Source organism: Rhizobium sp. SYY.PMSO (assembly GCF_046840415.1).
GTDB lineage: Bacteria > Pseudomonadota > Alphaproteobacteria > Rhizobiales > Rhizobiaceae > Rhizobium.
The window spans coordinates 2,899,381-2,925,022 of sequence record NZ_CP177349.1 but is presented as its reverse complement, the minus strand read 5'-3'; the positions used below and the strand labels follow the sequence as shown (position 1 = coordinate 2,925,022).

21 protein-coding genes are annotated in these 25,642 nt (G+C 62.7%); 19 read left to right on the top strand and 2 right to left on the bottom strand.

Features of this window, described 5'->3' with window-relative positions; genetic code table 11:
- The 16 genes from ACJJVH_RS14215 (at position 1) to ACJJVH_RS14140 (ending at position 18,551) form a co-directional block, all read left to right on the top strand.
- On the top strand, positions 1-780 hold the full coding sequence (locus ACJJVH_RS14215; protein ID WP_075853671.1) for a succinate dehydrogenase iron-sulfur subunit: 780 nt from the start codon (positions 1-3) through the stop codon (positions 778-780).
- A 47-nt stretch (positions 781-827) separates the two neighbouring features.
- A complete protein-coding gene (locus tag ACJJVH_RS14210) occupies positions 828-1,634 on the top strand; it encodes a DNA polymerase beta superfamily protein (protein WP_412064196.1) in 807 nt (268 codons plus the stop codon).
- Between the two features lie 145 nt (positions 1,635-1,779).
- Positions 1,780-2,307, top strand: coding sequence for a protease inhibitor Inh/omp19 family protein (locus ACJJVH_RS14205; RefSeq protein WP_112795460.1), 528 nt, complete (start codon positions 1,780-1,782; stop codon positions 2,305-2,307).
- A gap of 60 nt (positions 2,308-2,367) precedes the next feature.
- Positions 2,368-3,531 (top strand): cell division protein ZapE, encoded by a 1,164-nt coding sequence (zapE, locus tag ACJJVH_RS14200; RefSeq protein ID WP_412064195.1) that lies wholly within the window; start codon positions 2,368-2,370, stop codon positions 3,529-3,531.
- 180 nt (positions 3,532-3,711) lie between these two features.
- Entirely contained in the window at positions 3,712-4,674 is a 963-nt protein-coding gene (mdh, locus tag ACJJVH_RS14195) for a malate dehydrogenase (RefSeq protein ID WP_112795425.1), read from the top strand.
- Between the two features lie 27 nt (positions 4,675-4,701).
- On the top strand, positions 4,702-5,898 hold the full coding sequence (sucC, locus tag ACJJVH_RS14190; protein ID WP_412064194.1) for an ADP-forming succinate--CoA ligase subunit beta: 1,197 nt from the start codon (positions 4,702-4,704) through the stop codon (positions 5,896-5,898).
- 6 nt (positions 5,899-5,904) lie between these two features.
- Entirely contained in the window at positions 5,905-6,807 is a 903-nt protein-coding gene (sucD, locus tag ACJJVH_RS14185) for a succinate--CoA ligase subunit alpha (RefSeq protein ID WP_113358917.1), read from the top strand.
- A 174-nt stretch (positions 6,808-6,981) separates the two neighbouring features.
- A complete protein-coding gene (locus tag ACJJVH_RS14180; RefSeq protein WP_112795428.1) occupies positions 6,982-9,966 on the top strand; it encodes a 2-oxoglutarate dehydrogenase E1 component in 2,985 nt (994 codons plus the stop codon).
- An 11-nt stretch (positions 9,967-9,977) separates the two neighbouring features.
- Positions 9,978-10,181 carry a hypothetical protein gene (locus ACJJVH_RS14175; protein WP_412064193.1) on the top strand — a complete coding sequence of 68 codons (204 nt, stop codon included), beginning with the start codon at positions 9,978-9,980 and terminating at the stop codon, positions 10,179-10,181.
- A 30-nt stretch (positions 10,182-10,211) separates the two neighbouring features.
- Entirely contained in the window at positions 10,212-11,444 is a 1,233-nt protein-coding gene (gene odhB / locus ACJJVH_RS14170) for a 2-oxoglutarate dehydrogenase complex dihydrolipoyllysine-residue succinyltransferase (protein ID WP_412064192.1), read from the top strand.
- 14 nt (positions 11,445-11,458) lie between these two features.
- Positions 11,459-12,208, top strand: a complete 750-nt coding sequence (locus ACJJVH_RS14165; RefSeq protein ID WP_113423997.1) for a DUF4241 domain-containing protein — start codon at positions 11,459-11,461, stop codon at positions 12,206-12,208.
- A 2-nt stretch (positions 12,209-12,210) separates the two neighbouring features.
- Positions 12,211-12,732, top strand: coding sequence for a hypothetical protein (locus tag ACJJVH_RS14160; protein WP_412064191.1), 522 nt, complete (start codon positions 12,211-12,213; stop codon positions 12,730-12,732).
- Positions 12,729-13,484, top strand: coding sequence for an SDR family oxidoreductase (locus ACJJVH_RS14155; protein ID WP_113358913.1), 756 nt, complete (start codon positions 12,729-12,731; stop codon positions 13,482-13,484). Before ACJJVH_RS14160 ends, ACJJVH_RS14155 begins: the two co-directional genes overlap by 4 nt.
- An 18-nt stretch (positions 13,485-13,502) precedes the next feature.
- A complete protein-coding gene (locus ACJJVH_RS14150; RefSeq protein WP_113358911.1) occupies positions 13,503-14,141 on the top strand; it encodes a LysE family transporter in 639 nt (212 codons plus the stop codon).
- 27 nt (positions 14,142-14,168) lie between these two features.
- Positions 14,169-15,575 carry a dihydrolipoyl dehydrogenase gene (lpdA, locus tag ACJJVH_RS14145; RefSeq protein ID WP_412064190.1) on the top strand — a complete coding sequence of 469 codons (1,407 nt, stop codon included), beginning with the start codon at positions 14,169-14,171 and terminating at the stop codon, positions 15,573-15,575.
- A 114-nt stretch (positions 15,576-15,689) separates the two neighbouring features.
- Positions 15,690-18,551: a M16 family metallopeptidase gene (locus ACJJVH_RS14140; protein ID WP_412064189.1), complete on the top strand. Its 2,862-nt coding sequence runs from the start codon at positions 15,690-15,692 to the stop codon at positions 18,549-18,551.
- A 197-nt stretch (positions 18,552-18,748) separates the two neighbouring features.
- Here the strand turns inward: ACJJVH_RS14140 and ACJJVH_RS14135 are convergent, their stop codons facing one another.
- Both ACJJVH_RS14135 and ACJJVH_RS14130 read right to left on the bottom strand, forming a co-directional pair.
- Positions 18,749-19,840: a TraB/GumN family protein gene (locus ACJJVH_RS14135; RefSeq protein WP_412064188.1), complete on the bottom strand. Its 1,092-nt coding sequence runs from the start codon at positions 19,838-19,840 to the stop codon at positions 18,749-18,751.
- A 130-nt stretch (positions 19,841-19,970) separates the two neighbouring features.
- Positions 19,971-20,906 carry a tyrosine recombinase XerC gene (locus tag ACJJVH_RS14130; protein ID WP_113369924.1) on the bottom strand — a complete coding sequence of 312 codons (936 nt, stop codon included), beginning with the start codon at positions 20,904-20,906 and terminating at the stop codon, positions 19,971-19,973.
- Between the two features lie 240 nt (positions 20,907-21,146).
- Between ACJJVH_RS14130 and ACJJVH_RS14125 the strand changes: the two genes are divergently transcribed.
- Genes ACJJVH_RS14125 through ACJJVH_RS14115 form a run of 3 tightly spaced genes read left to right on the top strand, consistent with a single transcriptional unit; the run spans position 21,147 to position 25,543 of the window.
- On the top strand, positions 21,147-22,091 hold the full coding sequence (locus ACJJVH_RS14125; RefSeq protein ID WP_113384820.1) for a 1-acyl-sn-glycerol-3-phosphate acyltransferase: 945 nt from the start codon (positions 21,147-21,149) through the stop codon (positions 22,089-22,091).
- Positions 22,092-22,117: 26 nt separating this feature from the next.
- Positions 22,118-23,254 (top strand): AAA family ATPase, encoded by a 1,137-nt coding sequence (locus ACJJVH_RS14120; RefSeq protein WP_412064187.1) that lies wholly within the window; start codon positions 22,118-22,120, stop codon positions 23,252-23,254.
- Positions 23,255-23,311: 57 nt separating this feature from the next.
- A complete protein-coding gene (locus tag ACJJVH_RS14115; RefSeq protein ID WP_412064186.1) occupies positions 23,312-25,543 on the top strand; it encodes a primosomal protein N' in 2,232 nt (743 codons plus the stop codon).
- The last annotated feature ends 99 nt before the right edge of the window (positions 25,544-25,642 follow it).

Genomic DNA, 25,642 nt, shown 5'->3' with positions numbered 1-25,642 from the left:
ATGGTTGAACTCGCTCTCCCCAAGAACTCTCAGATGCGCGAAGGCAAGGTCTGGCCGAAGCCGGTCGGCGCCAAGAACACGCGCGAATTCCGCGTCTATCGCTGGAGCCCGGACGACGGCCAGAACCCGAGCATCGATACCTACTATATCGATGTCGACGATTGCGGCCCGATGGTGCTCGACGGTCTGCTCTACATCAAGAACAAGATCGACCCGACGCTGACGCTGCGCCGCTCCTGTCGCGAAGGCATCTGCGGCTCCTGCGCGATGAACATCGACGGCACCAATACGCTCGCCTGCACCAAGGGTCTGGACGAGATCAAGGGCACGGTGAAAATCTATCCGCTGCCGCATATGCCCGTCGTCAAGGACCTCGTGCCGGATCTGACGAACTTCTACGCCCAGCATCGCTCGATCGAGCCCTGGCTGAAGACGGTTTCCCCGCCGCCGGCCAAGGAATGGAAGCAGAGCCATGAGGACCGCCTGAAGCTCGACGGCCTCTACGAATGCATTCTGTGCGCCTGCTGCTCGACCTCCTGTCCGAGCTATTGGTGGAACGGCGACCGCTATCTCGGCCCTGCCGTCCTGCTGCAGGCCTATCGCTGGCTGATCGACTCCAGAGACGAAGCCAAGGGCGAACGCCTCGACAACCTCGAGGATCCTTTCCGCCTCTATCGCTGCCACACGATCATGAACTGCGCGCAAACTTGCCCGAAGGGTCTCAACCCGGCCAAGGCGATCGCCGAAATCAAGAAGATGATGGTCGAGCGGCGGGTCTGACCCGCCGGCGCTCATTCGCCAACTTCGGCGACGAGGATGATGTTCGAATGATGATGAAAGGCTTTGCGCCGGAGGCCGTGGCCGAAATCCGCTCAAGGCTTGCTTCGGTCAAGGCCGAGGGTATCCGGATCGGCCTTGCTATCGAAAGCGGCAGCCGTGCATGGGGATTTCCGTCGCCTGACAGCGATTACGATTGCCGTTTCGTCTATGTCAGGTCGGAGCGGCATCATCTGACTTTGTTCCCGCATCGCGATGTCATCGAATTTCCGATCGTCGGTGATATTGACACCGGTGGGTGGGACCTGCGCAAGGCTCTGCTTCTGGCGCTCAAGGGCAACGCCGTCCTTGTCGAATGGTTGAAATCGCCGATCGTCTACGAAGAAGAGGCGGGCTTCCGTGACCGCCTCGGCACTTTGCTTGAGGCAATCATGGTGCCGGAGAAGGTTGCCCGGCATTATGTCGGGCTGATGAGACAGCATCGGCCCGATGATGGAGCTGCGCCGATCCGCCTGAAGACGTTGCTTTACTCCATTCGCCCGGCAATCGCGCTTGAGTGGATGCGGCAGACGGATTTTGTGAAATTGCCGCCAATGAACATGCTTGAATGCCTCGCGGATATCGAGATAGCGAAAGACATCCGGACAAGCATTCTGGAGTTGGTGGAGGTCAAGAGAGAGACGCGCGAAATGGGAGAGGGCGTGCCGCCAGCTCCTCTCGCGGAATTTCTCGCGGTCGCTCTCGAACGATATTCAAGTTTTCCGAGCAGACATGGGGAAGACCAAGCGCGCGACAAAAGCATGCAGGAATTTGCCGACCGCTTCTATCTGGATGAGGTTCGTCGGGCGGCGCCTTGAAACCACCCGATTCTTGTCCAGCTATGGCCTACGGCAATTTATGGCGGTATCGACTTGATTAACCAAAGTGAAATACGATAATTCGGACATCACTAAATATCACTTTACAGATGTCAGCGGTGGACAATCATTTAGGAGTGTGATGATGCAGTTCAGATATGCAGTGACGGCTGCGGCGATTGGTCTGTCGCTTGCCGGTTGCCAGCGCACGGCATACAACAACGATAGTTATTCTGCCCCGCCTCTGCAGGCCCAGCCTGTTCCTTCCGTTCAATCCAGCCAGCTTCCGCCCGCAGGCGCCGGCAACGGCTCGCAATTCCCGGCGCCCCCGCCAACGGGTGCGGCCAACGCGGGCAACCAGCAGCAACAGCAGGCGATGGCGGCATCCGCGATGGACGTCACGAAGGAATCGATGGTCGGCAGCTGGAAAGTCAGCAATGGTGGATCGAGCTGCGACATGTTCCTGACGCTGACCAACCTCGGCAGCGGCTCGCGCGGCGGCACGCGCGGTTGCGCGGGCGAACTGACGGCGATGGGTTCATGGGAGGTTTCCGGCAAGCAGGTTCTCCTGAAAAATCGTGACGGCGCCACGATCGGCACGCTCTACAAGACCGCCGATTCGCGCTTTGACGGTTCGACCGCCTCCGGCCAGCCGCTCAGCCTCAGCCGATAAGCTTATTTGACGGGCAGCATCCTTTGGGTGCGCCCCATTTGCACAGGCGGATATTTCCCCATGCAGCCCATGCCAGATTACTCGATCAGCGTCTGCGAACAGCTAAAGGCGCTGACGGCGTCCGGATCCCTTCAGGTGGACTCGGCGCAGATGGATGTGGCGAAAATGCTGGACCGCGTGCTTTCCGATCTCAAGCGGAGGAAGCCCGCCGCCAAAACCAGTGCGCTCGGCTGGATGTTTGCCGCGCGCAAGAAGTCGGCCGAGGCGATCAAGGGACTCTACATTCACGGCAGCGTCGGTCGCGGCAAGACCATGTTGATGGACATGTTCTTTGCCATGGCGCCGTGCCAGAAGAAACGCCGGGCGCATTTCTTCGAGTTCATGGCCGACGTGCACAACCGCATCGCGGCGCAGCGGCTGAAATTCAAGAACGGCGAAACCAAACAGGCCGACCCGATCCCGCCGGTTGCCGCTGACCTCTACGCCGAGGCCGAACTGCTTTGCTTCGACGAATTCACCGTCACCGACATCGCCGATGCGATGATCCTGTCGCGGCTGTTTTCCGAGCTGTTCTCGCTCGGCTGCGTGCTGATCGCCACGTCGAACGTGGAGCCGGACAATCTTTATCGCGACGGCCTCAACCGCGGCCTGTTCCTGCCCTTCATCGATCTCCTGAAAAAGTACGTCGATGTGGTGACGCTGGATTCTCCGACCGATTACCGCATGGAGAAGCTGAACAGCCAGCCGGTCTATCTGACGCCGCTCGACCAACGTGCCGATATGGCGATGGATGCATCCTGGATGCAGGCGCTGCATGGACGCAAGGCGCAGCCGACGGAAATCCCGATGAAGGGGCGCTCCATCCATGTGCCTCTGGCCGTCGACCGCATGGCGCGCTTCTCTTTCGCCGATCTTTGCGACGCGCCGCTCGGGCCTGCCGATTTCCTGGCCATCGCCGAACGCTTCGATACGATCTTCCTCGATCGCGTGCCGAAGCTGGGGGCGGATAAGCGCAACCAGACGAAGCGCTTCATCATTCTGGTCGATACGCTCTACGATCACAATATCCGCCTCTACGTGTCCGCAGCCGCCATGCCGGAGGATCTGCTGGAGGAGCGGCGCGGAACGGAAGGCTTCGAATTCGACCGCACGGCGTCGAGGCTTTTCGAGATGCGTAGCGCGGAATATCTGGCCCAGACTTCGGCCAGACGTGCCGCCGAGTGACGATTGGGTGACATGTTATCTTACGTTTACGTAAGATATTTTCGATCTAACCGATTGAAATTCCTGCTCTCAAAATAATCAATTGCCAATTTCACCCTTTGGGTCTATGCGATTGACGGCTATTGTGGATGCCCGTCACGGTGTCCCGCCACGGATTTTGATCGCAAAGGATACACCGAAATGGCGCGCAACAAGATCGCACTTATTGGTTCTGGCATGATTGGTGGCACGCTGGCGCATCTCGCCGGCCTGAAGGAACTGGGCGACATCGTCCTGTTCGACATCGCGGACGGCATTCCCCAGGGCAAGGGTCTCGACATCGCCCAGTCTTCGCCGGTCGAAGGCTTCGACGCCAACCTCACCGGCGCCAGCGACTATTCCGCGATCGAGGGTGCCGACGTCTGCATCGTCACGGCAGGCGTTCCCCGCAAGCCGGGCATGAGCCGCGACGATCTTCTCGGCATCAATCTCAAGGTCATGGAGCAGGTCGGCGCCGGCATCAAGAAATATGCCCCGAACGCTTTCGTGATCTGCATCACCAACCCGCTCGACGCCATGGTCTGGGCGCTGCAGAAGTTCTCCGGCCTGCCGACCAACAAGGTCGTCGGCATGGCCGGCGTGCTCGATAGCTCGCGCTTCCGTCTCTTCCTCGCCAAGGAATTCAACGTTTCCGTCGAAGACGTCACGGCTTTCGTTCTCGGCGGCCACGGCGACTCGATGGTGCCGCTCGCCCGCTACTCGACCGTTGCCGGCATCCCGCTGACGGACCTCGTCACCATGGGCTGGCTCACCGCCGAGCGCCTCGAAGAAATCATCCAGCGCACCCGCGACGGCGGTGCCGAGATCGTCGGCCTGCTGAAGACCGGTTCGGCCTATTACGCACCTGCCGCTTCCGCCATCGCCATGGCTGAATCCTACCTCCGGGACAAGAAGCGCGTTCTGCCCTGCGCCGCGCATCTCGACGGCCAGTACGGCGTCAAGGACATGTATGTCGGCGTTCCCACGGTCATCGGTGCCGGCGGCATCGAGCGCGTCATCGAAATCGACCTGAACAAGGCCGAGAAGGAAGCCTTCGACAAGTCGGTCGCAGCCGTTGCCGGGCTTTGCGAAGCCTGCGCGACCATCGCGCCGTCGCTGAAGTAATTTCCGCGTTCCAACAGGGATAAATCCATGAACATTCATGAATACCAGGCCAAGGCGCTGCTGAAGACCTATGGCGCACCCGTCGCGGACGGCGTTGCCATCTTCTCCGCCGATGAGGCCGCCGCCGCTGCCAAGCAGCTTCCAGGCCCGCTTTACGTCGTCAAGAGCCAGATCCATGCCGGCGGACGCGGCAAGGGCAAGTTCAAGGAGCTCGGACCGGACGCCAAGGGCGGTGTTCGCCTTGCCAAGTCGGTCGACGAAGTCGTTGCCAATGCCAGGGAAATGCTCGGCCACACGCTGGTGACGAAGCAGACCGGCCCGGCCGGCAAGCAGGTCAACCGCCTCTACATCGAAGACGGCGCCGACATCGACCGCGAACTCTACCTCTCGATCCTGGTCGACCGCTCGGTCGGTCAGGTCGCCTTCGTCGTTTCGACCGAAGGCGGCATGGACATCGAGACCGTCGCGCACGACACGCCGGAAAAGATCATCACCGTCGATATCGATCCGTCCGCCGGCGTCACGGCTGCCAACATTGCTGCCCTTTCCGAAGCGCTGAAGCTCGAAGGTGCCGCCCGCGCCGACGCCGACACGCTGTTCCCGGCGCTCTACAAGGCCTTTGTCGAGAAGGACATGGCCCTGCTCGAAGTCAACCCGCTGATCGTCATGACCAACGGCCACCTGCGCGTCCTCGACGCCAAGGTCTCCTTCGACGGCAACGCCCTCTTCCGCCATGAAGACATCCGCGCGCTGCGCGACACGACGGAAGAAGACGAAAAGGAAATCCAGGCGCACGAATACGACCTGGCCTACGTCGCGCTCGACGGCAACATCGGCTGCATGGTCAACGGCGCCGGTCTTGCCATGGCGACCATGGACATCATCAAGCTCTACGGCGCCGAGCCGGCGAACTTCCTCGATGTCGGCGGCGGCGCCACCAAGGAAAAGGTCACGGCCGCCTTCAAGATCATCACCGCCGATCCGGCCGTCCAGGGTATTCTGGTCAACATCTTCGGCGGCATCATGAAGTGCGACGTCATTGCCGAAGGCGTGCTCGCGGCCGTCAAGGAAGTCGGCCTGAAGGTTCCGCTCGTCGTGCGCCTCGAAGGCACCAATGTCGAGCTCGGCAAGAAGATCATCAACGAATCCGGTCTCAACGTCATCTCTGCCGATGACCTGGACGATGCCGCCCAGAAGATCGTTAAGGCAGTCAAGGGAGCCTGAGGCAAGATGTCGATCCTCATCAACAAAGACACCAAGGTCCTGGTTCAGGGCCTGACCGGCAAGACCGGCACTTTCCACACGGAACAGGCGCTCGCCTATCACGGCACCAAGATGGTCGGCGGCATCCACCCCTCCAAGGGCGGTGAAACCTGGACCGGCTCCAAGGGCGAAAAGCTGCCGATCTTCAAGTCGGTCGCCGAAGGCAAGGAAGCAACCGGCGCCAACGCTTCAGTCATCTACGTGCCGCCGGCAGGCGCCGCGGCTGCTATCCTCGAAGCGATCGAAGCCGAAATCCCCCTCATCGTCTGCATCACGGAAGGCATTCCGGTCGCCGACATGGTCAAGGTCAAGGATCGCCTCATCAAGTCCAAGTCGCGCCTGATCGGGCCGAATTGCCCGGGCGTCCTGACGCCGGACGAATGCAAGATCGGCATCATGCCGGGCTCCATCTTCAAGAAGGGCTCCGTCGGCGTTCTCTCGCGCTCCGGCACGCTGACCTATGAAGCCGTGTTCCAGACCACCAACGAAGGTCTCGGCCAGACGACGGCCGTCGGCATCGGCGGCGATCCGGTCAAGGGCACCGAATTCATCGACGTCCTGGAAATGTTCCTCGCCGACGACGAAACCAAGTCGATCATCATGATCGGCGAAATCGGCGGCTCGGCCGAAGAAGACGCCGCGCAGTTCCTCAAGGACGAAGCCAAGAAGGGCCGCAAGAAGCCGATGGTCGGCTTCATCGCCGGCCGCACGGCACCTCCCGGCCGCACCATGGGCCATGCCGGCGCCGTCATCTCCGGCGGCAAGGGCGGCGCGGAAGACAAGATCGCGGCGATGGAATCGGCAGGCATCCGCGTGTCGCCGTCGCCGGCACGTCTCGGCAAGACGCTGGTGGAAGTCCTGAAGGGCTGACCCTACCTATAGCAAGGCCGGACGGGGCGGCAGCCGCCTTGTCTCGTCCGGTTTCGACATTCGCAAGTGCGGACTTACGGCCTTGACGGCCTGGAATGAAATACGGTCGCCGGGATCCGAGAACCGGCAATGCAAACAAGTTGGGAGACGGGCGAAAGCGTCCGCAGATTCACCATGGCAAGGCAAGAAGCCAACGAGCAATTTCAGATCACCTCGTTCCTGGATGGCGCCAACGCTGCCTATATCGAGCAGCTCTATGCGCGCTATGAGGACGATCCTTCATCGGTCTCCGACGAATGGCGGTCTTTCTTCAAGGCGCTCGAGGATAGCCCCGACGATGTGAAGAGAGCGGCCAAGGGCGCCTCCTGGCAGCGCAAGAACTGGCCGATCCCGGCGAAGGGCGATCTGGTCTCCGCGCTCGACGGCGACTGGGGCGTGGTCGAAAAGGTCATCGAGACCAAGCTGAAGACCAAGGCCGAGGTCGCCGGTGTTCCGGCAGACGCGACCGACGTCCTGCGGGCGACGCGCGATTCCGTGCGCGCTATCATGATGATCCGCGCTTACCGCATGCGCGGCCACCTGCACGCCAAGCTCGACCCGCTCGGCATCGCCGCTCCGGTGGAAGACTACAAGGAACTGTCGCCGGAAGCTTACGGCTTCACCGAGGCCGACCTCGACCGCAAGATCTTCATCGACAACGTGCTCGGCCTCGAATACGCGACCGTTCGCGAGATGATCGAGATTCTCGAGCGCACCTACTGCTCCACCCTCGGCGTCGAATTCATGCACATCTCCAACCCGGAGGAAAAGGCCTGGATTCAGGAGCGTATCGAAGGTCCGGACAAGGGCATCGCCTTCAATCCGGAACGCAAGAAGGCCATCCTTCAGAAGGTCATCGAAGCCGAAGGCTACGAACAGTTCCTCGACGTCAAGTTCAAGGGCACCAAGCGCTTCGGTCTCGACGGCGGCGAATCGCTGATCCCGGCTCTTGAACAGATCCTCAAGAGCGGCAGCCAGCTCGGTCTTCGCGAAGCCGTGTTCGGCATGGCCCATCGCGGCCGCCTGAACGTGCTGTCCCAGGTCATGGGAAAGCCGCACCGCGCGATCTTCCACGAGTTCAAGGGCGGCTCCTATGCGCCTGACGAAGTCGAAGGTTCGGGCGACGTGAAGTACCATCTCGGCGCCTCCTCGGATCGTGATTTCGACGGCGCCAAGGTACACGTCTCGCTGACGGCAAACCCGTCGCATCTGGAAATCGTCAACCCGGTCGTCATGGGCAAGGCCCGTGCCAAGCAGGACATGGGCGCCACCCAGTGGGACGGCGACATCATCCCGCTCTCCGAGCGCGCCAAGGTCGTGCCGCTGCTGATCCATGGCGACGCGGCTTTCGCCGGCCAGGGCGTCGTTGCCGAAATCCTCGGCCTCTCCGGTCTGCGCGGTCATCGCGTTGCCGGCACGATGCACGTCATCATCAACAACCAGATCGGTTTCACCACCAATCCGGCCTTCTCGCGTTCGTCGCCCTATCCGTCGGACGTCGCAAAGATGATCGAAGCACCGATCTTCCACGTCAACGGCGACGATCCGGAAGCGGTCGTCTACGCTGCGAAGATCGCCACCGAATTCCGCATGAAGTTCCACAAGCCCGTTGTGGTCGACCTCTTCTGCTACCGCCGTTACGGCCACAATGAAGGCGATGAGCCGTCCTTCACGCAGCCGAACATGTACAAGGTCATCCGCGCCCACAAGACGGTGCTGCAGCTCTATTCGCAGCGGCTGATCAGCGAAGGCGTGCTGACCGAGGGTGAAGTCGAAAAGATGAAGGCCGACTGGCGCGCGCATCTCGAACAGGAGTTCGAGGCCGGCCAATCCTACAAGCCGAACAAGGCCGACTGGCTGGACGGCGAGTGGTCCGGCCTGCATACGGCCGACAACGCCGACGAGCAGCGTCGCGGCAAGACCGCCGTGCCGATGAAGATGCTGAAGGATATCGGCCGCAAGCTGTCGGAAATCCCAGCCGGCTTCCACGCGCACCGCACCATCCAGCGCTTCATGGAAAACCGCGCCAACATGGTGCAGACCGGCGAGGGCATCGACTGGGCCATGGCGGAAGCCCTGGCATTCGGTTCGCTCGTGGTCGAAGGCCACAAGATTCGTCTTTCCGGCCAGGACTGCGAACGCGGCACCTTCTCGCAGCGTCATTCGGTTCTCTACGATCAAGAGACCGAAGAGCGCTATATTCCGCTCGCCAACCTGTCGCCCACACAGGCCCGCTACGAAGTCATCAACTCGATGCTGTCGGAAGAAGCGGTTCTCGGCTTCGAATACGGATATTCGCTCGCCCGTCCGAATGCGCTGACCCTGTGGGAAGCCCAGTTCGGCGACTTCGCCAACGGTGCGCAGGTCGTCTTCGACCAGTTCATCTCTTCGGGCGAACGCAAGTGGCTGCGCATGTCCGGCCTCGTCTGCCTGCTGCCGCATGGCTATGAAGGCCAGGGTCCGGAACACTCGTCCGCCCGCCTGGAACGCTATCTGCAGCTCTGCGCCGAGGATAACATGCAGGTCGCCAACGTCACGACGCCGGCGAACTACTTCCACATCCTGCGCCGTCAGCTGAAGCGCGACTTCCGCAAGCCGCTGATCCTGATGACGCCGAAGTCGCTGCTGCGCCACAAGCGCGCCGTGTCGACGCTTGCGGAGATGGCGGGCGAAAGCTCGTTCCATCGCCTGCTGTGGGACGATGCCGAACTGATCAAGGACGGTCCGATCAAGCTGCAGAAGGACAACAAGATCCGTCGCGTCGTCATCTGCTCGGGCAAGGTCTATTACGATCTCCTGGAAGAGCGCGAGAAGCGCGGGATCGACGATATCTACCTGCTGCGCATCGAACAGCTCTATCCGTTCCCGGCCAAGGCGCTCATCAACGAGCTCAGCCGCTTCCGCAACGCGGAGATGGTGTGGTGCCAGGAAGAGCCGAAGAACATGGGTGCGTGGTCCTTCATCGATCCCTATCTGGAATGGGTGCTCGCCCATATCGATGCCAAGTACCAGCGCGTACGCTACACCGGCCGTCCGGCCGCCGCCTCCCCGGCGACGGGCCTGATGTCCAAGCATCTGTCGCAGCTTGCGGCGTTCCTCGAAGACGCGCTCGGCGGTTGAGGGGTTGCGCGATGACCGGTTTTCGTTTGAAGATCGCGTCGTCGCGTTCCAGCCTTCCGCATGATGCGACGGGGGAGAAGATGGCAGCCATGCAGCACCATGCCGCCTATCGCCAGGATCAAGCCCATGCCCGGTCGACGGTTGCCGTCGTCCGGGTGCTTGTGTCACGGCGCATCACCCGTCCCCCGGCCCTCTGTCGCCGGAATTCCATCTAACTCATAATGACGAAAATCAGGATTTGAACAATGGCCACTGAAATCCGCGTTCCTACCCTCGGCGAATCCGTCAGCGAAGCGACCGTCGGCACCTGGTTCAAGAAGGTCGGCGATGCCATCAAGGCCGATGAGCCGCTTCTCGAACTCGAAACCGACAAGGTGACGATCGAAGTTCCGGCGCCCGCCGCGGGCACCTTGTCCGAAATCGTTGTCCAGGCCGGCGAAACCGTGGGCCTCGGAGCGCTGCTCGGCCAGATCTCCGCCGGCAACGGCGCCGCCGCTCCTGCTCAGGCCGCCGCCCCGGCAGCTCCGGCCCCGGCCGCTGCCGCCCCGGTTGCGGCTCCTGCCGTTTCCGCGCCGGCTTCTTCCATGCCGCCGGCCCCGGCCGCCGCCAAGCTGCTCGCTGAAAACAATCTCTCCGCCGATCAGGTCGAGGGCAGCGGCAAGCGCGGTCAGGTGCTGAAGGGCGATGTCATCGCCGCCGTCGCCAAGGCCTCCTCTGCGCCGGCCGCCGCACCGGCTGCTCCGGTCGCCGCGCGTGCCCCGACCGCAGTCGAGGACGTCAACCGCGAAGAGCGCGTCAAGATGACCCGCCTGCGCCAGACGATCGCCCGCCGCCTGAAGGATGCGCAAAACACCGCCGCCATGCTCACCACCTACAACGAGGTGGACATGAAGGCCGTCATGGACCTGCGCAACAAATACAAGGACATCTTCGAGAAGAAGCATGGCGTGAAGCTCGGCTTCATGGGCTTCTTCACCAAGGCCGTCACCCATGCGCTGAAGGAGCTGCCGGCCGTCAACGCCGAGATCGACGGCACCGACATCATCTACAAGAACTACTGCCACATCGGCATGGCCGTCGGCACCGACAAGGGTCTCGTCGTTCCGGTCATCCGCGATGCCGACCAGATGTCGATCGCCGAGGTCGAAAAGGAGCTTGGCCGTCTGGCAAAGGCTGCCCGCGACGGAACGCTGTCGATGGCCGACATGCAGGGCGGCACCTTCACCATCACCAACGGCGGCGTCTATGGCTCGCTGATGTCTTCGCCGATCCTGAACGCGCCGCAGTCGGGCATTCTCGGCATGCACAAGATCCAGGAACGTCCGGTCGCCATCGGCGGTCAGGTCGTCATCCGTCCGATGATGTATCTGGCTCTCTCCTACGATCACCGCATGGTCGACGGCAAGGAAGCCGTGACCTTCCTCGTGCGCGTCAAGGAAAGCCTGGAAGATCCCGAACGTCTGGTTCTCGATCTCTAAGGGAGCGCTGGATCATGTCGACATGGCCCATGCGGATGCTGCGCGGTTTGTTATGCGCTGCCGCCGCATGGATGCCATCGTCCGCCGGCGCGGACGGGCTCGACGTTTCCAAGCTCAGCAGCAACTTCGATCTGGCGTCGCTCGGCGACGCCGATCTCGCCGCCCGCTCGATCAATGTCCTGCGCATCGGCAAGGTGGAACTGACCTCCGGACGCATCGTCGCCAGCGATCCGCTTGTCGGCCCCGACCGTGCCGCGCTCGTGCGGACGGTTTCCCCCGGCGACTATCCCGTCACGCTCTATGAAGCCTTCGGCCGCATCGCTGCGGCCAGCATGCGGTTCGCCGAGGGCAAGCCGGTGCGCTGGGAGCTTGCCGTGGTCCCTGGCCAGGATATCAATTCGCTGAAGGGCGACGAATTCTTCGGTTATCCCGTCGATGCCGGCCTCGGCTGCTACATGGATGCCGATACCTACGCCCTGATGCAGGAACGCGAAAAGCAGGTTCAGGCGGAAAAGGCGTCGTCCGACATCAATTACTATGACGACGTTCTGGCGTCCGAGCTGGAAGCGAACGAAGAAAAATACGCCATGCACCGGCCGGTATCGGGCAAGCGGGGGAATGTCGCCATTTTCTGGAGCGGCTGGGGCGACGGTTTCTATCCGGTTTTCTGGGGCCTCGATGCCAGCGGACGGCCGCTTGTTCTCTTCACGGACTTCGGCGTAACGGAAAATGCCGACGGCCGGCGCGAGCCGGGAGGGGAGTGACCATGCCCGCGCAGAACATGATGGCACGACTGGCTTCCACGCCCTGGGTCATGCTGGCATTCGCGGTCAATCCCATGCCTGCCTACGCGGAAGAATGCGTGCAGGAAAAGGCGGTCTATGTCGATATGGACAATGCCTACGAATTGCGCTTCGAGCCCATGGAATCGGAATCGCCGGTCAGCAATCGCTTCAAGCTTGCGGTGCGCAACACCGCCGTCGTTGCCGATGGCGTCGTCATGCGCAGCGACGACCGATTGCGCGCCGATGGCCGCATCATGTTCGAATGCCCCGAAGGCGACGTAACCGGGGCGGACCTCAGGGCCTGCACCGTCTGGCAGGGCATGGTCTATGCCTCCGATCTGAAGGGCCATATCCGTGCACTGCCGGCGGAAGGCGAGAATGCGGCCGACCGGCTTTTCCTGCCGGCGCTTGGACCTTCGATCCAGAAGTCGTCTCTCTGGGGCGAAGGAAAGGCGACCGTCGCCCCCTGGGATGTCCTCAGTCTGAAAGGATGCTACCAATGACCGGGAGTGCTGCTGTTCTTCTCGTGACCGGTGGTAGCCGCGGCATCGGTGCCGCGGTTTGCCTGGCGGCCGCCCAGCATGGCTGGGCCGTGGCGGTCAATTATGTGTCCAACAAGGATGCGGCCGAGGCCGTGGTGGGAACGATCCGCGATGCCGGCGGCGAGGCGATCGCGGTTGCCGGCGATGTCGGCAAGCCCGAGGATATCAAGTCCATCTTCGCCCAGGTCGATAAGCATTTCGGCCGGATCGACGGGCTCGTCAACAATGCGGGCATCGTCGATGTCATCCAGCGCCTGGACGAGATGACGCCCGAGCGGCTCGACCGCATGTTCCGCATCAACGTTACCGGCTCGATGCTGGTGGCGGCCGAAGCCGTGCGCCGCATGTCGACCCGGCATGGCGGCAAGGGCGGGGTGATCGTCAATCTTTCCTCCATGGCCGCCACGCTCGGCGGCGGCGGGCAATATGTCGATTACGCCGCTTCCAAGGGCGCGATCGACACGTTCACCGTCGGCCTTGCGCGCGAAGTGGCGGCGGAAGGCATCCGCGTCAACGCGGTCCGGCCCGGCATCATCGATACGGATATCCATGCGGCCGCCGGCCTGCCGGACCGGGCGCGCGATATCGCGCCGCAGCTGCCGATGAAGCGCGCCGGAACCTCCGACGAGGTTGCCGACGCCATCCTCTACCTGCTCAGCCCTCATGCATCCTATATAACGGGCGCCGTGCTCGACGTGAGTGGCGGCCGATGATCGGAATGGATCGATAACATGCAGTATATTCTCGAATTCCTCGGCCTCATGGCGGTGTTCTCGATCTTCATCGTCGTTCCGGGCGCCGATTTTGCCGTCATCCTGCGCCAGAGCATCGTCCATGGCCGCCGCGCCGCCATGATGACCGGGCTCGGCATGGGCTTCTCGCTGCTCTTCCATATCAGCTACACCATTCTCGGTCTCGGCCTGATCGTCTCCCAGTCGCTTTTCCTGTTCAGCCTGATCAAATGGGCTGGCGTGGGCTACCTCGTCTATCTCGGCATCAAGTCCTTCCGCCAATCCGGCTTTCAGGTGAAGGACGTCGAGATCACCGAGGAGGATCGCAAGCCGGTCTCCGTCTGGCGCTGCCTGGCGACGGGGTTCATCACCAATGCACTCAATCCGAAGCCGGTGCTGTTCTTCCTGTCGCTGTTTTCGACGCTGGTCCATCACGACACGCCGGCGCTTATCCAGTTCAGCTACGGCATCGGCATGGCGACGGCGCTCGTCGCCTGGTTTGCCGGCGTTTCCACCTTCCTCACCGTCAAGCCGGTGCGCGATCGCTTCATCGCGTCGGGCAAATGGTTCAACCGCATCACCGGAGCGGCGCTCGTCGGCTTCGGCATCCGCCTCGCCTTGGCACGGGCGACTGACTAACAAATATATAGAACAAGGAAATCAAACATGTCCTACGATGTGATCATTATCGGAACCGGTCCCGGCGGCTATGTCTGCGCAGTCAAGGCAGCGCAGCTCGGCCTGAAGGTCGCGGTCGTCGAAAAGCGCGCGACTTATGGCGGCACCTGCCTCAACATCGGCTGCATTCCGTCCAAGGCGCTGCTGCACGCTTCCGAAGTGTTCCATCATGCCGGCCATGGCATGGATGCGCTCGGCGTCGAGGTTGCCGCGCCGACGCTCAATCTTTCGAAGATGATGGCGCACAAGAATGCGACCGTGAAGTCGAACGTCGACGGCGTCGCCTTCCTGTTCAAGAAGAACAAGATCGATGCCTTCCAGGGCACCGGCAAGATCGTTGCCGCCGGCAAGGTCGCCGTGACGGCAGAGGACGGCAAGGTGACGGAGATCGAGGGCAAGAACATCGTCATCGCCACCGGCTCCGATGTTGCCGGCATTCCGGGCGTACCGCTCGAAATCGACGAGAAGGTCATCATCTCCTCCACCGGCGGCATCGCGCTCGACAAGGTGCCGGGCAAGATGATCGTCGTCGGCGGCGGTGTCATCGGTCTGGAGCTGGGGTCGGTCTGGTCGCGCCTCGGCGCCAAGGTCACGGTGGTCGAATATCTCGACAGCATCCTCGGCGGCATGGACGGCGAAGTTTCCAAGCAGTTCCAGCGCATGCTGGCCAAGCAGGGCATCGAGTTCCATCTCGGCGCCAAGGTGGTCGGCGTCGAAAAATCCGGCAACGGCGCGAAGGTCACTTTCGAGCCGGTCAAGGGCGGCGACAAGGTCGTGCTCGACGCCGATGTCGTTCTCGTCGCCACCGGCCGCAAGCCTTACACGGCGGGTCTCGGCCTGGAAGAGGCTGGCGTTGCGCTCGACAATCGCGGTCGCGTCGAGATCGACGGTCACTTCAAGACAAACATTGCCGGCATCTATGCCATCGGCGATGTCGTGAAGGGTCCGATGCTCGCGCACAAGGCGGAAGACGAGGGCGTGGCGCTCGCCGAAATCCTCGCCGGCCAGGCTGGCCATGTGAACTACGATGTCATCCCGAGCGTCGTCTATACGCAGCCGGAAGTCGCCTCCGTCGGCAAGACCGAGGAAGAGCTGAAGGCAGCAGGCATCGCCTACAAGGTCGGCAAGTTCCCGTTCTCCGCCAACGGCCGCGCCCGCGCCATGCTGGCGACGGACGGTTTCGTCAAGATCCTCGCCGACAAGGAAACGGATCGGGTTCTCGGCGGCCATATCGTCGGCTTCGGCGCCGGCGAGATGATCCACGAGATTGCCGTGCTGATGGAATTCGGCGGCTCGTCGGAAGATCTCGGCCGTACCTGCCATGCGCATCCGACCATGTCGGAAGCCGTGAAGGAAGCAGCGCTCGCGACCTTCTTCAAGCCGATCCACATGTAAGGACCGGCGGTTTCCGCCGGGTTCCGCGCTAGGATTGCAATGCTTGCCCGATGATGCGATGAACGGGGCCCCCGTGCATCGCATCATCGACTCGTTCTCATCAACAAAGCAAGCATGTCACGTCAAATCCCTGCCGCTCACTTTTCCCTGAAACTTTTCGTTGCGACCGCGTTCGCGTTCCTCGTCACCGTTGCGGCACCCGCGCATGCCGAAGCGCCCGTCGCGGGCTGGCCGCAGGCGGTCAGCGACCTGCCGGTGGAACAGGGTATCCGCTTCGGCACACTCCCGAACGGCATGCGCTTCGCCATCATGCATAATGCGACGCCGTCCGGTCAGGTGGCGATCCGCTTCCGCATCGGTGCCGGCTCGTTGCAGGAGCGCGACGATCAGCAGGGGCTCGCGCATTTCCTCGAGCACATGGCCTTCAAGGGATCGACCCATGTTCCCGAGGGCGAGATGGTGCGTACCCTCCAGCGCCTCGGCCTGGCTTTCGGGGCTGATACCAACGCCTCCACGAGCTATGGTGAAACCGTATATTCGCTCGATCTGCCGGAGGCCGATGCCGAAACGGTTTCGACCGGCCTGATGCTCATGCGCGAGACGGCCAGCGAATTGAAGCTCGATGCCGGCGCCTTCGACCGCGAGCGCGGCGTCATCCTTTCGGAAGAGAAGCTGCGAGACACCCCGCAATATCGGGGCGGGATCGGCTTCCTCAATCAGCTGCTGCCGGGCCAGCTCGTTCCGCGACGCTCGCCCATCGGCAAGATCGATATCATCAGCAACGCTCCGGTCGATCTGCTGCGGGACTTTTACCGAACGTATTATCGACCGGATCGCGCCACCCTGATCGTCGTCGGCGACATCGATGCCGCTGCCATCGAAGCCGATATCCGCAAGCGCTTCGGCAATTGGACTGCGGCCGCGCCCGCACCGGCGGATCCCGACCTCGGCACGCCTGAAAAGCATGCGGAACGTGTCGGCACGGTCGTCGTGCCCGGCGGCGCGACCCGCGTGCAGATCGTCTGGACGCGGCCCTACGACGTCGCGCCGGATACCGTTGCCAAGCGCCGTGCGCAGCTGGTCGAGGATATCGGCCTTGCCGTCCTCAACCGGCGCCTTTCGGTTCTGGCGCAGCAGCCCGATCCGCCTTTCGTCAATGCGCAAGCCGGCGCCCAGGATGTGTTCAAATCGGCGCACGTCGCGATGATTGCCGCCGACAGCGATCCGGCCAAGTGGCAGGCCGCGCTTGCCGCTATCGACCAGGAGCAGCGCCGTATCGCGCAGTTCGGCGTCGATCAGAGCGAGATCGACCGCGAAATCGCCGAATATCGCTCGCTGCTGCAGGCCGCCGTCGGCGGAGCGGCAACGCGCACGAGCCCGGATATCGCCGGCACGCTGAACTGGAGCGTCGGTGAAAACCTGGTCTTCACCTCGCCTGCGGAAGATCTCTCATTGTTCGATACCGCGATGAAGGGGCTGGCGGCGGACGAAGTCAATCAAAGTCTTCAGCGGGTCTTTGCCGGCAATGGTCCGCAACTCGTGCTGCAAATTCCGCAAATGCCGGATGGCGGCGATGCGGCCGTCGAAAAGGCCTATGCGGCTTCGCGCGCCGTAGTGGTGACGGCGCCGGAATATGCCGCCTCCGTTGCATGGCCTTATACCGATTTCGGAAAGCCGGGCGATGTCGTCGAACGGCGCGCGGTCGACGATCTCGGCATTACGATGGTCCGTTTTGCCAACGGCGTCCGCTTGACCATCAAGCCGACCAAGCTGCGCCTGGACGAAGTGCTGGTGCGCGCGGAGATCGGCCATGGCCGGCTGGACCTGCCACGCGACCGCCCGCTGCCGATCTGGGCGGCGCCGGCGCTGCCGCTGTCCGGCCTGAAGGCCATCAGCTATGACGACATGCAGAAGGCTTTTGCCGCGAAAGTGGTCGGGAACGATTTTTCCATCCAGGACGCCGACTTCAAATTCGAAGGTGCCACGCGGCCGCGCGATCTGCAAACGCAATTGCAGCTCCTGACGGCCTATGTCGCCGATCCGGCTTACCGTCCCGATGTCTTCAAGCGGGTCCAGCAAGCCTATCTGAACACGCTCGCCCAGCTGCAGGCGACGCCGGGCACCGTCTTCCAACGCGATTTCTCCAGTCTTTTGCATTCCGACGATCCGCGCTGGACATTCCCGAGCCGGACGCAATTGCTCGATGCCAGGCCGGAAGATTTCGAGGCGTTCCTGCGGCCGCTTCTTTCCAAAGGGCAGATCGAGGTCATTATCGCCGGCGATGTCGAGGTCGACGATGCCATCCGCATGACCGCACAGACCTTCGGCGCGCTGCCGGCCCGTGGCGATGCAAAGGATCAGGCCGCCGATACGGGGGTGCACTTTCCCGCACCGACGCCGAATCCGGTCGTCCGGCTGCACGATGGGCGAAACGATAGCGCCGGCGCTGCCGTCGCCATGCCGATCGGCGATTTCCTTTCCGATCTGCCGAGGGCTGCTGCCGCCAATGTGACCGGGGCGATCCTGCAGAACCGGCTCATCGACCAGTTCCGGGTCGCGGAAGGGGCAACCTACAGCCCGCAGGGCGATGTCGATCTCTCGCGATCGATCCCCGGCTATGGTTTTTCCTATGTCTATGTCGAGACGACGCCCGCCAAGGTGGATCATTTCTTCGATCTGGTGGACAGGATTACGGCCGATCTGCGCGACGGAGACGTTTCGTCCGACGAGCTGGAGCGGGCCAAGCTTCCGATCATCGAAGCGGTAAAGAGAGCGCAGCAGACCAACAGCTACTGGCTTCAGAACCTGCACGGCGCCCAGACGGACCCTCGGCGCCTGGAGCGGATTCGCAGCAGCATCAACGGCTATCAGGCGGTTACCGCAAAGGATGTCCGCGCCATCGCAACGACATATCTCAGGCCGGAGGCTTCCTGGCGGCTGAAGATATTGCCGGCGAACGGATCGGCCGTGCGTTAAAGCACTCCGCCCGGCCACCCGGCAGCAAGAGCGGTTCCGCGTTTCACGGAATCGCTGAGCCGCTCTATCTCTTTAGTTCGTACGCGATTGCGCACGGAGAACCGCTGCGTACTTGCCCACCATCGCGCTGATCGCACCGTTTCACCGGCTGATCGTCGCGATCATGCTTGCCGATTTCGCCAGGCGCATGCGGGAGGTCAGTTGGCGGCCGTCACCGTAAAGCCCTGTTGTCGCAGCAGCGCCACGAGGCCTTGGTCGCCGACGAGGTGCAGTGCGCCGACGGCGATAAAGACATTGCCCTTGTCGAGGATCGGCACAGCCCGCTCTGCCATCACCTTGTTGCGGTCGAGGATGATGCGCTGCTCGAATGCGGCGGTATCGTCGTCCGAAATCTTCTGGTCCGGCTCGATCACCTTCAGCATCGGGATCATCGCGCCGATATTGCCGGCAAGATAGAGATCGGTCATCGTTTCATTGACGTCGTTGATCCTGTCGCCCAGCTCAAGCGTCTGCATCAGCGACTTCAGATGCAACGCGATCGGAAGATCGCTCATGGCCTTGGCCTGCTCGGCAAGCGTTTCCAGGCCCCTGACCTGCTTGCCTTCGGCGGCGGCATCGGTCGCGAGCTTCTGGTCGAGGAACTTCGCTCCGGCCGCCTTGCGGCGCACCTCGCAACCCGTGACCTCGAAGGAGCTCGATATCAGCCATGGCTGCATGCGCGAAACGGCGGCAAGCGTCAGGCCGCGCTCCTTCAGCCCTGCCTCCAGGCGTGCATTGTCTTCCGGCGACAGATGCTCGCTGATGGTCGAGCCGTCGGTGAGCATGGTCAAGGAGGGATTGGCGAAAAGGGCTGCCGCCGCCTTCTTGTCGTCCAGAATCTCGTCGGATTCGACGACGATGGTATCGGCTTCGGCCGCAGCGTCGGCCGCACCCTTCGGCATGGTGAGCACGCGCGAATCCGAGACATGCATGGTGCCGAGCAGCCATGACGGCTTCAGGCCGGGCTTCTCGATCTTCCAGAAGATGCCCTTGCCATTTTCCACCTTGTCGCCGGCGGCGATGATGGAGGCGTATTTTGCCGGATCGCTCTTTTCAAGCTCGGACATGAGATCCTTACCACCGCATCTGTCGGATACCGCTCCTTCGGCATGGGCCGGCTGCAGCGTCAGCAAGGTCGCGAGCAGCAGGATAGCCAGCATCAACGGAAAGGCTGTGGCAAACCAGAGCAGGATATCGCCGCGCGTCGGCTTCACCGACCGCATCGTCTTGGATCCGAGGGCAGAAATCATCGAAATCTTCCATTCGCAGACGGCGTGAATCCTGATGCAGGAAAGTGGCTTTCAGGAGACACGCCGACAGATGCTTCTGCTCTATGCGTTCGAGACGGAGATTCCCTTAACGCGCGAGGTTAATCTTTTCTTACGCGCGCGGATGGGCGCGATCGTAGACTTCGAGCAAACGCGAGGAATCGACGCCGGTGTAGACTTGCGTCGTCGACAGGCTGGCGTGGCCGAGCAGTTCCTGGATGGTGCGCAAATCGCCGCCTCCGGCCAGCAGATGGGTGGCAAAGGAATGACGAAGCGCATGGGGTGTCGCGGTATCCGGCAGGCCGAAGGCGCCGCGCAGCTTCTGCATGCCGTGCTGGATGATGCCTGGCTGCAGCTTGCCGCCGCGCGCGCCGCGAAAGAGCGGGCCGCCGGCATCGAGATGATAGGGGCAGATCGCCCGGTAGTGGTCGACCGCTTCGACGACGATCGGCAGCAGCGGCACCAGCCGCGTCTTGTTGCCCTTGCCGGTGATGCGCAGCGAGGTTGCGCCTTTCGGCATGTCCTCCGGTTTCAGATCGAGCGCTTCGGAGATGCGCAGGCCGCAGCCGTAGAGCAGGGTCAGCACCGCCGCGTCGCGCGCGGCGATCCAGGGCTCCTCGTGCAGCTGCGCCTCGTCGCTGACGACCGTGATCGCCTGCTTGTCGGAAAGCGGCTTGGGAAGCGACTTCGGTTGTTTCGGCGAGCGCACGGCGGCGGCTCCGGCAGCGTTCACCAGCCCCTTCTTTTCGAGGTAGCGCAAAAGTGAACGAAGGCCGGCGAGATTGCGCCCCAGCGATCGCGCGCCGGCGCCATCCTTTCGGCGTGCGGCGAGAAAGGCGCGGAAGTCTGCGGGGCGCAGCGCGTGAATATCCGCAATCGTCGCCGGGCCGCCGAGATGGCCGGTGAGAAAGGTCAGGAATTGCCGCGTGTCGCGCTCGTAGGCGGTCAGCGTATGGGCTGCAAGCCGCCGCTCCTGACCCAATGCCTCGAGCCAGCGGCTGCGTTCGGCCATCAACCTCGGGTCGGCGATGATCAACAATTCGTTCAGTGGAAAACCCCTTGAAATTCGGATTCCTTCTGCCACTTTGAAGGAAGGAAGGTTATGGAATCGCTAACTTTCCTGTAGTCGCGCTGCCTTTCCCCGCACCGGGGATGCGGCTGCACTTCAAAAACTGCACATCGGCCGATTTCCGATCCCGGATGATCCGGCCGGTCCATGCGAGGCGCTTGTCATGCTTCGATCATATTCGATTGCGAAAGAATATATCCCAACCATTCAGGACACTTCATGGCACGTCGCGGTTCGATAACTGCACTGGGACAGCTTGCAGAAACGATCGCTCTCGTGTCTCAGGGCCAGCCGGGACATATCGTCGATACGCTGATCGCCGAGCGCGGGCAGAAGATCGTGCGCAATCCGCTATGGCCGGTCATGCGCCCCTTTCTCTACACGCTGCTGCGCTACAACAAGGCGATCGAATTTGCCGATGACGTCGCCAAGCTTTCGGGCTTCCAGTGCTTCGAATATATGAGCGATCTGCTCAGGCTCGATATCGGCGTGACCCATGCCGAGCGCATTCCGGCCTCCGGCGGCTTCATTCTCGTCAGCAACCATCCGACGGGCATTGCCGACGGCGTCGCCGTCTTCGACCTTCTGAAGTCGCGCCGGCCGGATATGATGATCTTCGCCAATCGCGATGCCGTGCGGGTCAATCCGCGTTTCGCCGAGATGATTATCCCGGTGGAATGGCGCGAGGAATACAAGAGCAAGCCGAAGACGCGCGAAACGCTGCAGCTGACCAATCGCGCCGTCGCCGACGGCAAGGTCACGGTGCTGTTTCCCTCGGGCCGCATCGCCTATTGGGCGAACGGCAGGCTGAACGAGCGCCCGTGGAAGACATCGGCCGTGGGGCTGGCGCGCAAATACAACCTGCCGATCCTGCCCGTGCATCTGACGGCGCGCAATTCCGGCCTGTTCTACTGGTTCGCCAAATGGTCGACGGAACTGCGCGACATGACGGTGTTTCACGAGCTGCTCAACAAGCGCGGCGACCGCTTCGATTTTCTCATCGGCAACCTTATTCCCGTCGAGCATCTGGACGGCGACGTCAACGAGGTCACGAAGGCGCTGGAGAAGCACACGGTCGTCGACCTTGCTGCCGACGACAATGCAACCTTCTCGCCGCTCGCTCCTTCCAAAGACGACGACAGTCTGGTTCCGCATTCTCTTTGATATCGGAATCGGTTAAACCCCGGAGCATGCAACTTCGCTCCATGTTTGCCCAGAATTATCGCTCCCTGCGTGCGATCCGGATGGATCTTTCCGATGTCAACCTGTTCATCGGCGAGAACGGCGTCGGAAAATCAAACCTTTATCGTTCGTTGCAGCTGGTGCAGGCGGCGGTTCGCGGGCGGCTGGCGCATGAGATTTCCAGCGAGGGCGGCATGTTTTCGGCCATGTGGTCGGGCAAGCGGCGTTCGCATGAGCCCGCCCGCATCCGTTTCGACGTCGAGCTGCTCGACCCGGAAAGAGCGGCGATCTTCCGCTACTGGATCGAAGCGGGCATGCGTCCGCCCTGCGCATCCGCCGGATTTCCGCTGGAACCGCAAGTCAAGGCCGAGGAACTGTCGGTCGAGGCCGGGCGTCGGCCGGTGACGATGATGAAGCGCGAAGGTCCCGGTATTTCCGTGCGCGGAGAGGCCGGCCGCATGGAGCAGCACCGCGAGCAGGCCCTGACGTCGGAAACGGCGATCGCGCTGCTCGGCGATGCCGGATATTTTCCCGAGGTCGGCACCTTCCGCCGTGCCGTCGATGCCTGGCGGTTTTATCATGGCTTCCGCACCGATCGCGGTTCGCCGCTGCGGGCGCCATGCCTTGCGGTCACGGCGCCCATGCTGGACGAGGACGGAGCCAATATCGCCGCCGTCTTCGCCACCCTCGTCCATACGCGCGAGGATACCGTCGAATTGGATCGTGTTCTTGCCGCAGCGCTCGGCGGGGCGCGGCTCGTCGTGCCCGAACCGCAGGAAACGGCGGATTTCGGCCTGATGCTGCCGGAGTTTCCCAACCGCGTCTTCCAGCCGCGCGAGCTCTCCGATGGCCAGATCCGCTTTCTCGGACTTGCCGCGGCGCTGATGTCCTATCGCCTGCCGCCGCTGATCGCGCTCAACGAGCCGGAGGCGAGCCTGCATCCCGACATGCTGCCGCCGCTCGCCGATATGATCGCCGAGGCCGCCAAGACAAGCCAGATCTGGATCGTCACCCATTCCGAGCTTCTGGCGCAGGCGGTGCGCGAGCGTTGCGGCGCCAGGCCGCGCCGCGTGGTCCGCGAAGACGGCTCCACCTGGATCGACGGCATGCGGCTGACCGGCGAAATCGGTGACGACGATGAATAGCGGCAGCCGGGCAATGCGGGTTTTCTTTTGCGCCTGTCCGGGGCATGGTTTGCCGCAATGAGTAAAGATTCTTCCGATCTGTTCGGTGCGCTTTTCGAGGCGGCGCCCGCAAAACCTGTGATGGCCCGCACGGTTCCGGTTCTCGTTCCGCTGCCGGCGCCAAGAGCCTATTCCTACGCCGTGCCTGAGGGTATGGCGGTGGAGCCGGGTTCGGTGGTGCAGGTGCCGCTCGGGCCGAGGCAGGTCATCGGCGTCGTCTGGGACGGCGATGACGACGATGGCTTCGATCCCAAGAAGCTCCGGCCCATCAGCCATGTGTTCGATTGCCCGCCGCTCGGCAGGCATATGCGCGATTTCATCGACTGGGTTGCCACTTACACGCTGTCGCCGCCGGGGCTGGTGGCGCGCATGGCGCTGAGGGCACCGGCCGCCTTCGATCCCGAACCGATGATCGAGGGGCTGCGCTTCGTCGGAGGCCAGCCGGAGCGCCTGACGCCGGCGCGCGCCAAGGTGATGGAGATTGCCGCCGACGGATTGTCGTGGACGCGCCTTGGCCTGGCGCATGCGGCCGGCGTTTCCACCAGCGTCGTCGACGGGCTGATCTCGCAGGGCATTTTCGAAACCATCTTCCTGCCGCCACCGCCGGTGGTCGCCAGGCCCGATCCGGAATTCACAGGATCGCGGCTGCAGGGGCCGCAGAAGGATGCGGCCGACGAAATCCTGGCCGACGTGCGCAAGGGCGAATTCGCGGTTTCGCTGATCGATGGCGTCACCGGCTCCGGCAAGACGGAGGTTTATTTCGAAGCCATCGCCGAAACGCTGAGGCGCGGCAAGCAGGTGCTGATCCTGCTGCCGGAAATCGCGCTGACGGCAAGTTTTCTCGAGCGCTTTCAGGATCGCTTCGGCGCCAAGCCGGCCGAATGGCATTCCGATCTTGCGCCGAAGATGCGCGAGAAGGTCTGGCGGCAGGCTGTGACAGGCGAGGTCAGGGTGGTGGCCGGGGCGCGTTCGGCGCTGTTCCTGCCCTTCGAGGATCTCGGCCTGATCATCGTCGACGAAGAGCATGATCCCGCCTACAAGCAGGAGGATCGCGTCTATTACAATGCGCGCGACATGGCCGTCGTGCGGGGGCGCATCGGCGATTTTCCCGTGGTGCTCGTTTCGGCGACGCCTTCTGTCGAAAGCCAGGTCAACGGCCAGAGCGGGCGCTACACGACCATACACCTGCCGACGCGCTATGGTGATGCGGCGCTTCCCGATCTGCATCTGATCGACATGCGACGGCATGCGCCGGAGCGCGGCGGCTTTCTCTCGCCCGTCATGATCCGCGCGATCGGCAAGACCGTTGCCAAGGGCGAGCAGGCGCTGCTGTTCCTCAACAGGCGTGGTTACGCGCCGCTGACGCTCTGCCGGGTCTGCGGCCATCGCTTCCAGTGCCCGCAATGCTCGAGCTGGCTGGTGGAGCACCGGTTCCGCGGCCAGATCCAGTGCCATCAATGCGGCTATGCCGAGCGCACGCCGGAGGCTTGCCCCGAATGCGGCACGCTCGATCATCTCGTCGCCTGCGGGCCGGGCGTCGAGCGCATCGCCGAGGAGGTGGAGCGGCATTTCCCCGACGCACGGACGATCGTGCTCTCTTCCGACATCATGGGTGGGGTCAAGCGGCTGAGGCTGGAGCTCGATGCGATCGCCAAGGGCGAGGCGGATATCGTCATCGGCACGCAGCTCGTCGCCAAGGGTCATAATTTTCCGCTGATGACGCTGGTCGGCATCGTCGATGCCGATCTCGGACTTGCCAATGGCGATCCGCGCGCCGCCGAACGAACATTCCAGCTGCTGTCGCAGGTGACGGGTCGCGCGGGGCGAACCGGCCTCAAGAGCCATGGGTTGCTGCAGACCTACCAGCCGCAGCATCCGGTGATGCAGGCGATCGTGTCGGGCGATGCCAGCGCCTTTTACGAGCGCGAGATTTCGGAGCGCGAGAGAGCCATATTGCCACCCTTCGGCCGGCTCGCCTCGATCATCGTCTCGGCCGATACGCGCCAGGATGCGGAGACCCATGCCCGCGCCATGCGCAGCGCCGCCCCACAAGTGTCTGGTATTTCCGTGCTCGGGCCGGCCGAGGCGCCGCTTGCCCTGGTGCGCGGCCGCCATCGCTTCCGCCTGCTCGTGCACGGCCGGCGCAATTCCGACATGCAGGCATATCTCAGGTCCATGCTGTCGCAATCGCCGAAGGAGCGCGGCTCCGTGCAGGTGCAGCTCGATATCGATCCGCAAAGCTTTCTGTGATTGATGCCGCAGATATTTTGGCTGCGCCTTCCCCTTGCAACGCGGATCATGCCATAAGTCAGCCGTCTCACTTGACTTGATTTGCGCGCAGCTGATTGG

Coding starts and splice junctions, on each gene's coding strand:
- ACJJVH_RS14215 (WP_075853671.1), top strand. CDS start 1: ATGGTTGAACTCGCTCTCCCCAAGAACTCTCAGATGCGCGAAGGCAAG.
- ACJJVH_RS14210 (WP_412064196.1), top strand. CDS start 828: ATGATGATGAAAGGCTTTGCGCCGGAGGCCGTGGCCGAAATCCGCTCA.
- ACJJVH_RS14205 (WP_112795460.1), top strand. CDS start 1,780: ATGCAGTTCAGATATGCAGTGACGGCTGCGGCGATTGGTCTGTCGCTT.
- zapE (WP_412064195.1), top strand. CDS start 2,368: ATGCAGCCCATGCCAGATTACTCGATCAGCGTCTGCGAACAGCTAAAG.
- mdh (WP_112795425.1), top strand. CDS start 3,712: ATGGCGCGCAACAAGATCGCACTTATTGGTTCTGGCATGATTGGTGGC.
- sucC (WP_412064194.1), top strand. CDS start 4,702: ATGAACATTCATGAATACCAGGCCAAGGCGCTGCTGAAGACCTATGGC.
- sucD (WP_113358917.1), top strand. CDS start 5,905: ATGTCGATCCTCATCAACAAAGACACCAAGGTCCTGGTTCAGGGCCTG.
- ACJJVH_RS14180 (WP_112795428.1), top strand. CDS start 6,982: ATGGCAAGGCAAGAAGCCAACGAGCAATTTCAGATCACCTCGTTCCTG.
- ACJJVH_RS14175 (WP_412064193.1), top strand. CDS start 9,978: ATGACCGGTTTTCGTTTGAAGATCGCGTCGTCGCGTTCCAGCCTTCCG.
- odhB (WP_412064192.1), top strand. CDS start 10,212: ATGGCCACTGAAATCCGCGTTCCTACCCTCGGCGAATCCGTCAGCGAA.
- ACJJVH_RS14165 (WP_113423997.1), top strand. CDS start 11,459: ATGTCGACATGGCCCATGCGGATGCTGCGCGGTTTGTTATGCGCTGCC.
- ACJJVH_RS14160 (WP_412064191.1), top strand. CDS start 12,211: ATGCCCGCGCAGAACATGATGGCACGACTGGCTTCCACGCCCTGGGTC.
- ACJJVH_RS14155 (WP_113358913.1), top strand. CDS start 12,729: ATGACCGGGAGTGCTGCTGTTCTTCTCGTGACCGGTGGTAGCCGCGGC.
- ACJJVH_RS14150 (WP_113358911.1), top strand. CDS start 13,503: ATGCAGTATATTCTCGAATTCCTCGGCCTCATGGCGGTGTTCTCGATC.
- lpdA (WP_412064190.1), top strand. CDS start 14,169: ATGTCCTACGATGTGATCATTATCGGAACCGGTCCCGGCGGCTATGTC.
- ACJJVH_RS14140 (WP_412064189.1), top strand. CDS start 15,690: ATGTCACGTCAAATCCCTGCCGCTCACTTTTCCCTGAAACTTTTCGTT.
- ACJJVH_RS14135 (WP_412064188.1), bottom strand. CDS start 19,840: ATGATTTCTGCCCTCGGATCCAAGACGATGCGGTCGGTGAAGCCGACG.
- ACJJVH_RS14125 (WP_113384820.1), top strand. CDS start 21,147: ATGGCACGTCGCGGTTCGATAACTGCACTGGGACAGCTTGCAGAAACG.
- ACJJVH_RS14120 (WP_412064187.1), top strand. CDS start 22,118: ATGCAACTTCGCTCCATGTTTGCCCAGAATTATCGCTCCCTGCGTGCG.
- ACJJVH_RS14115 (WP_412064186.1), top strand. CDS start 23,312: ATGAGTAAAGATTCTTCCGATCTGTTCGGTGCGCTTTTCGAGGCGGCG.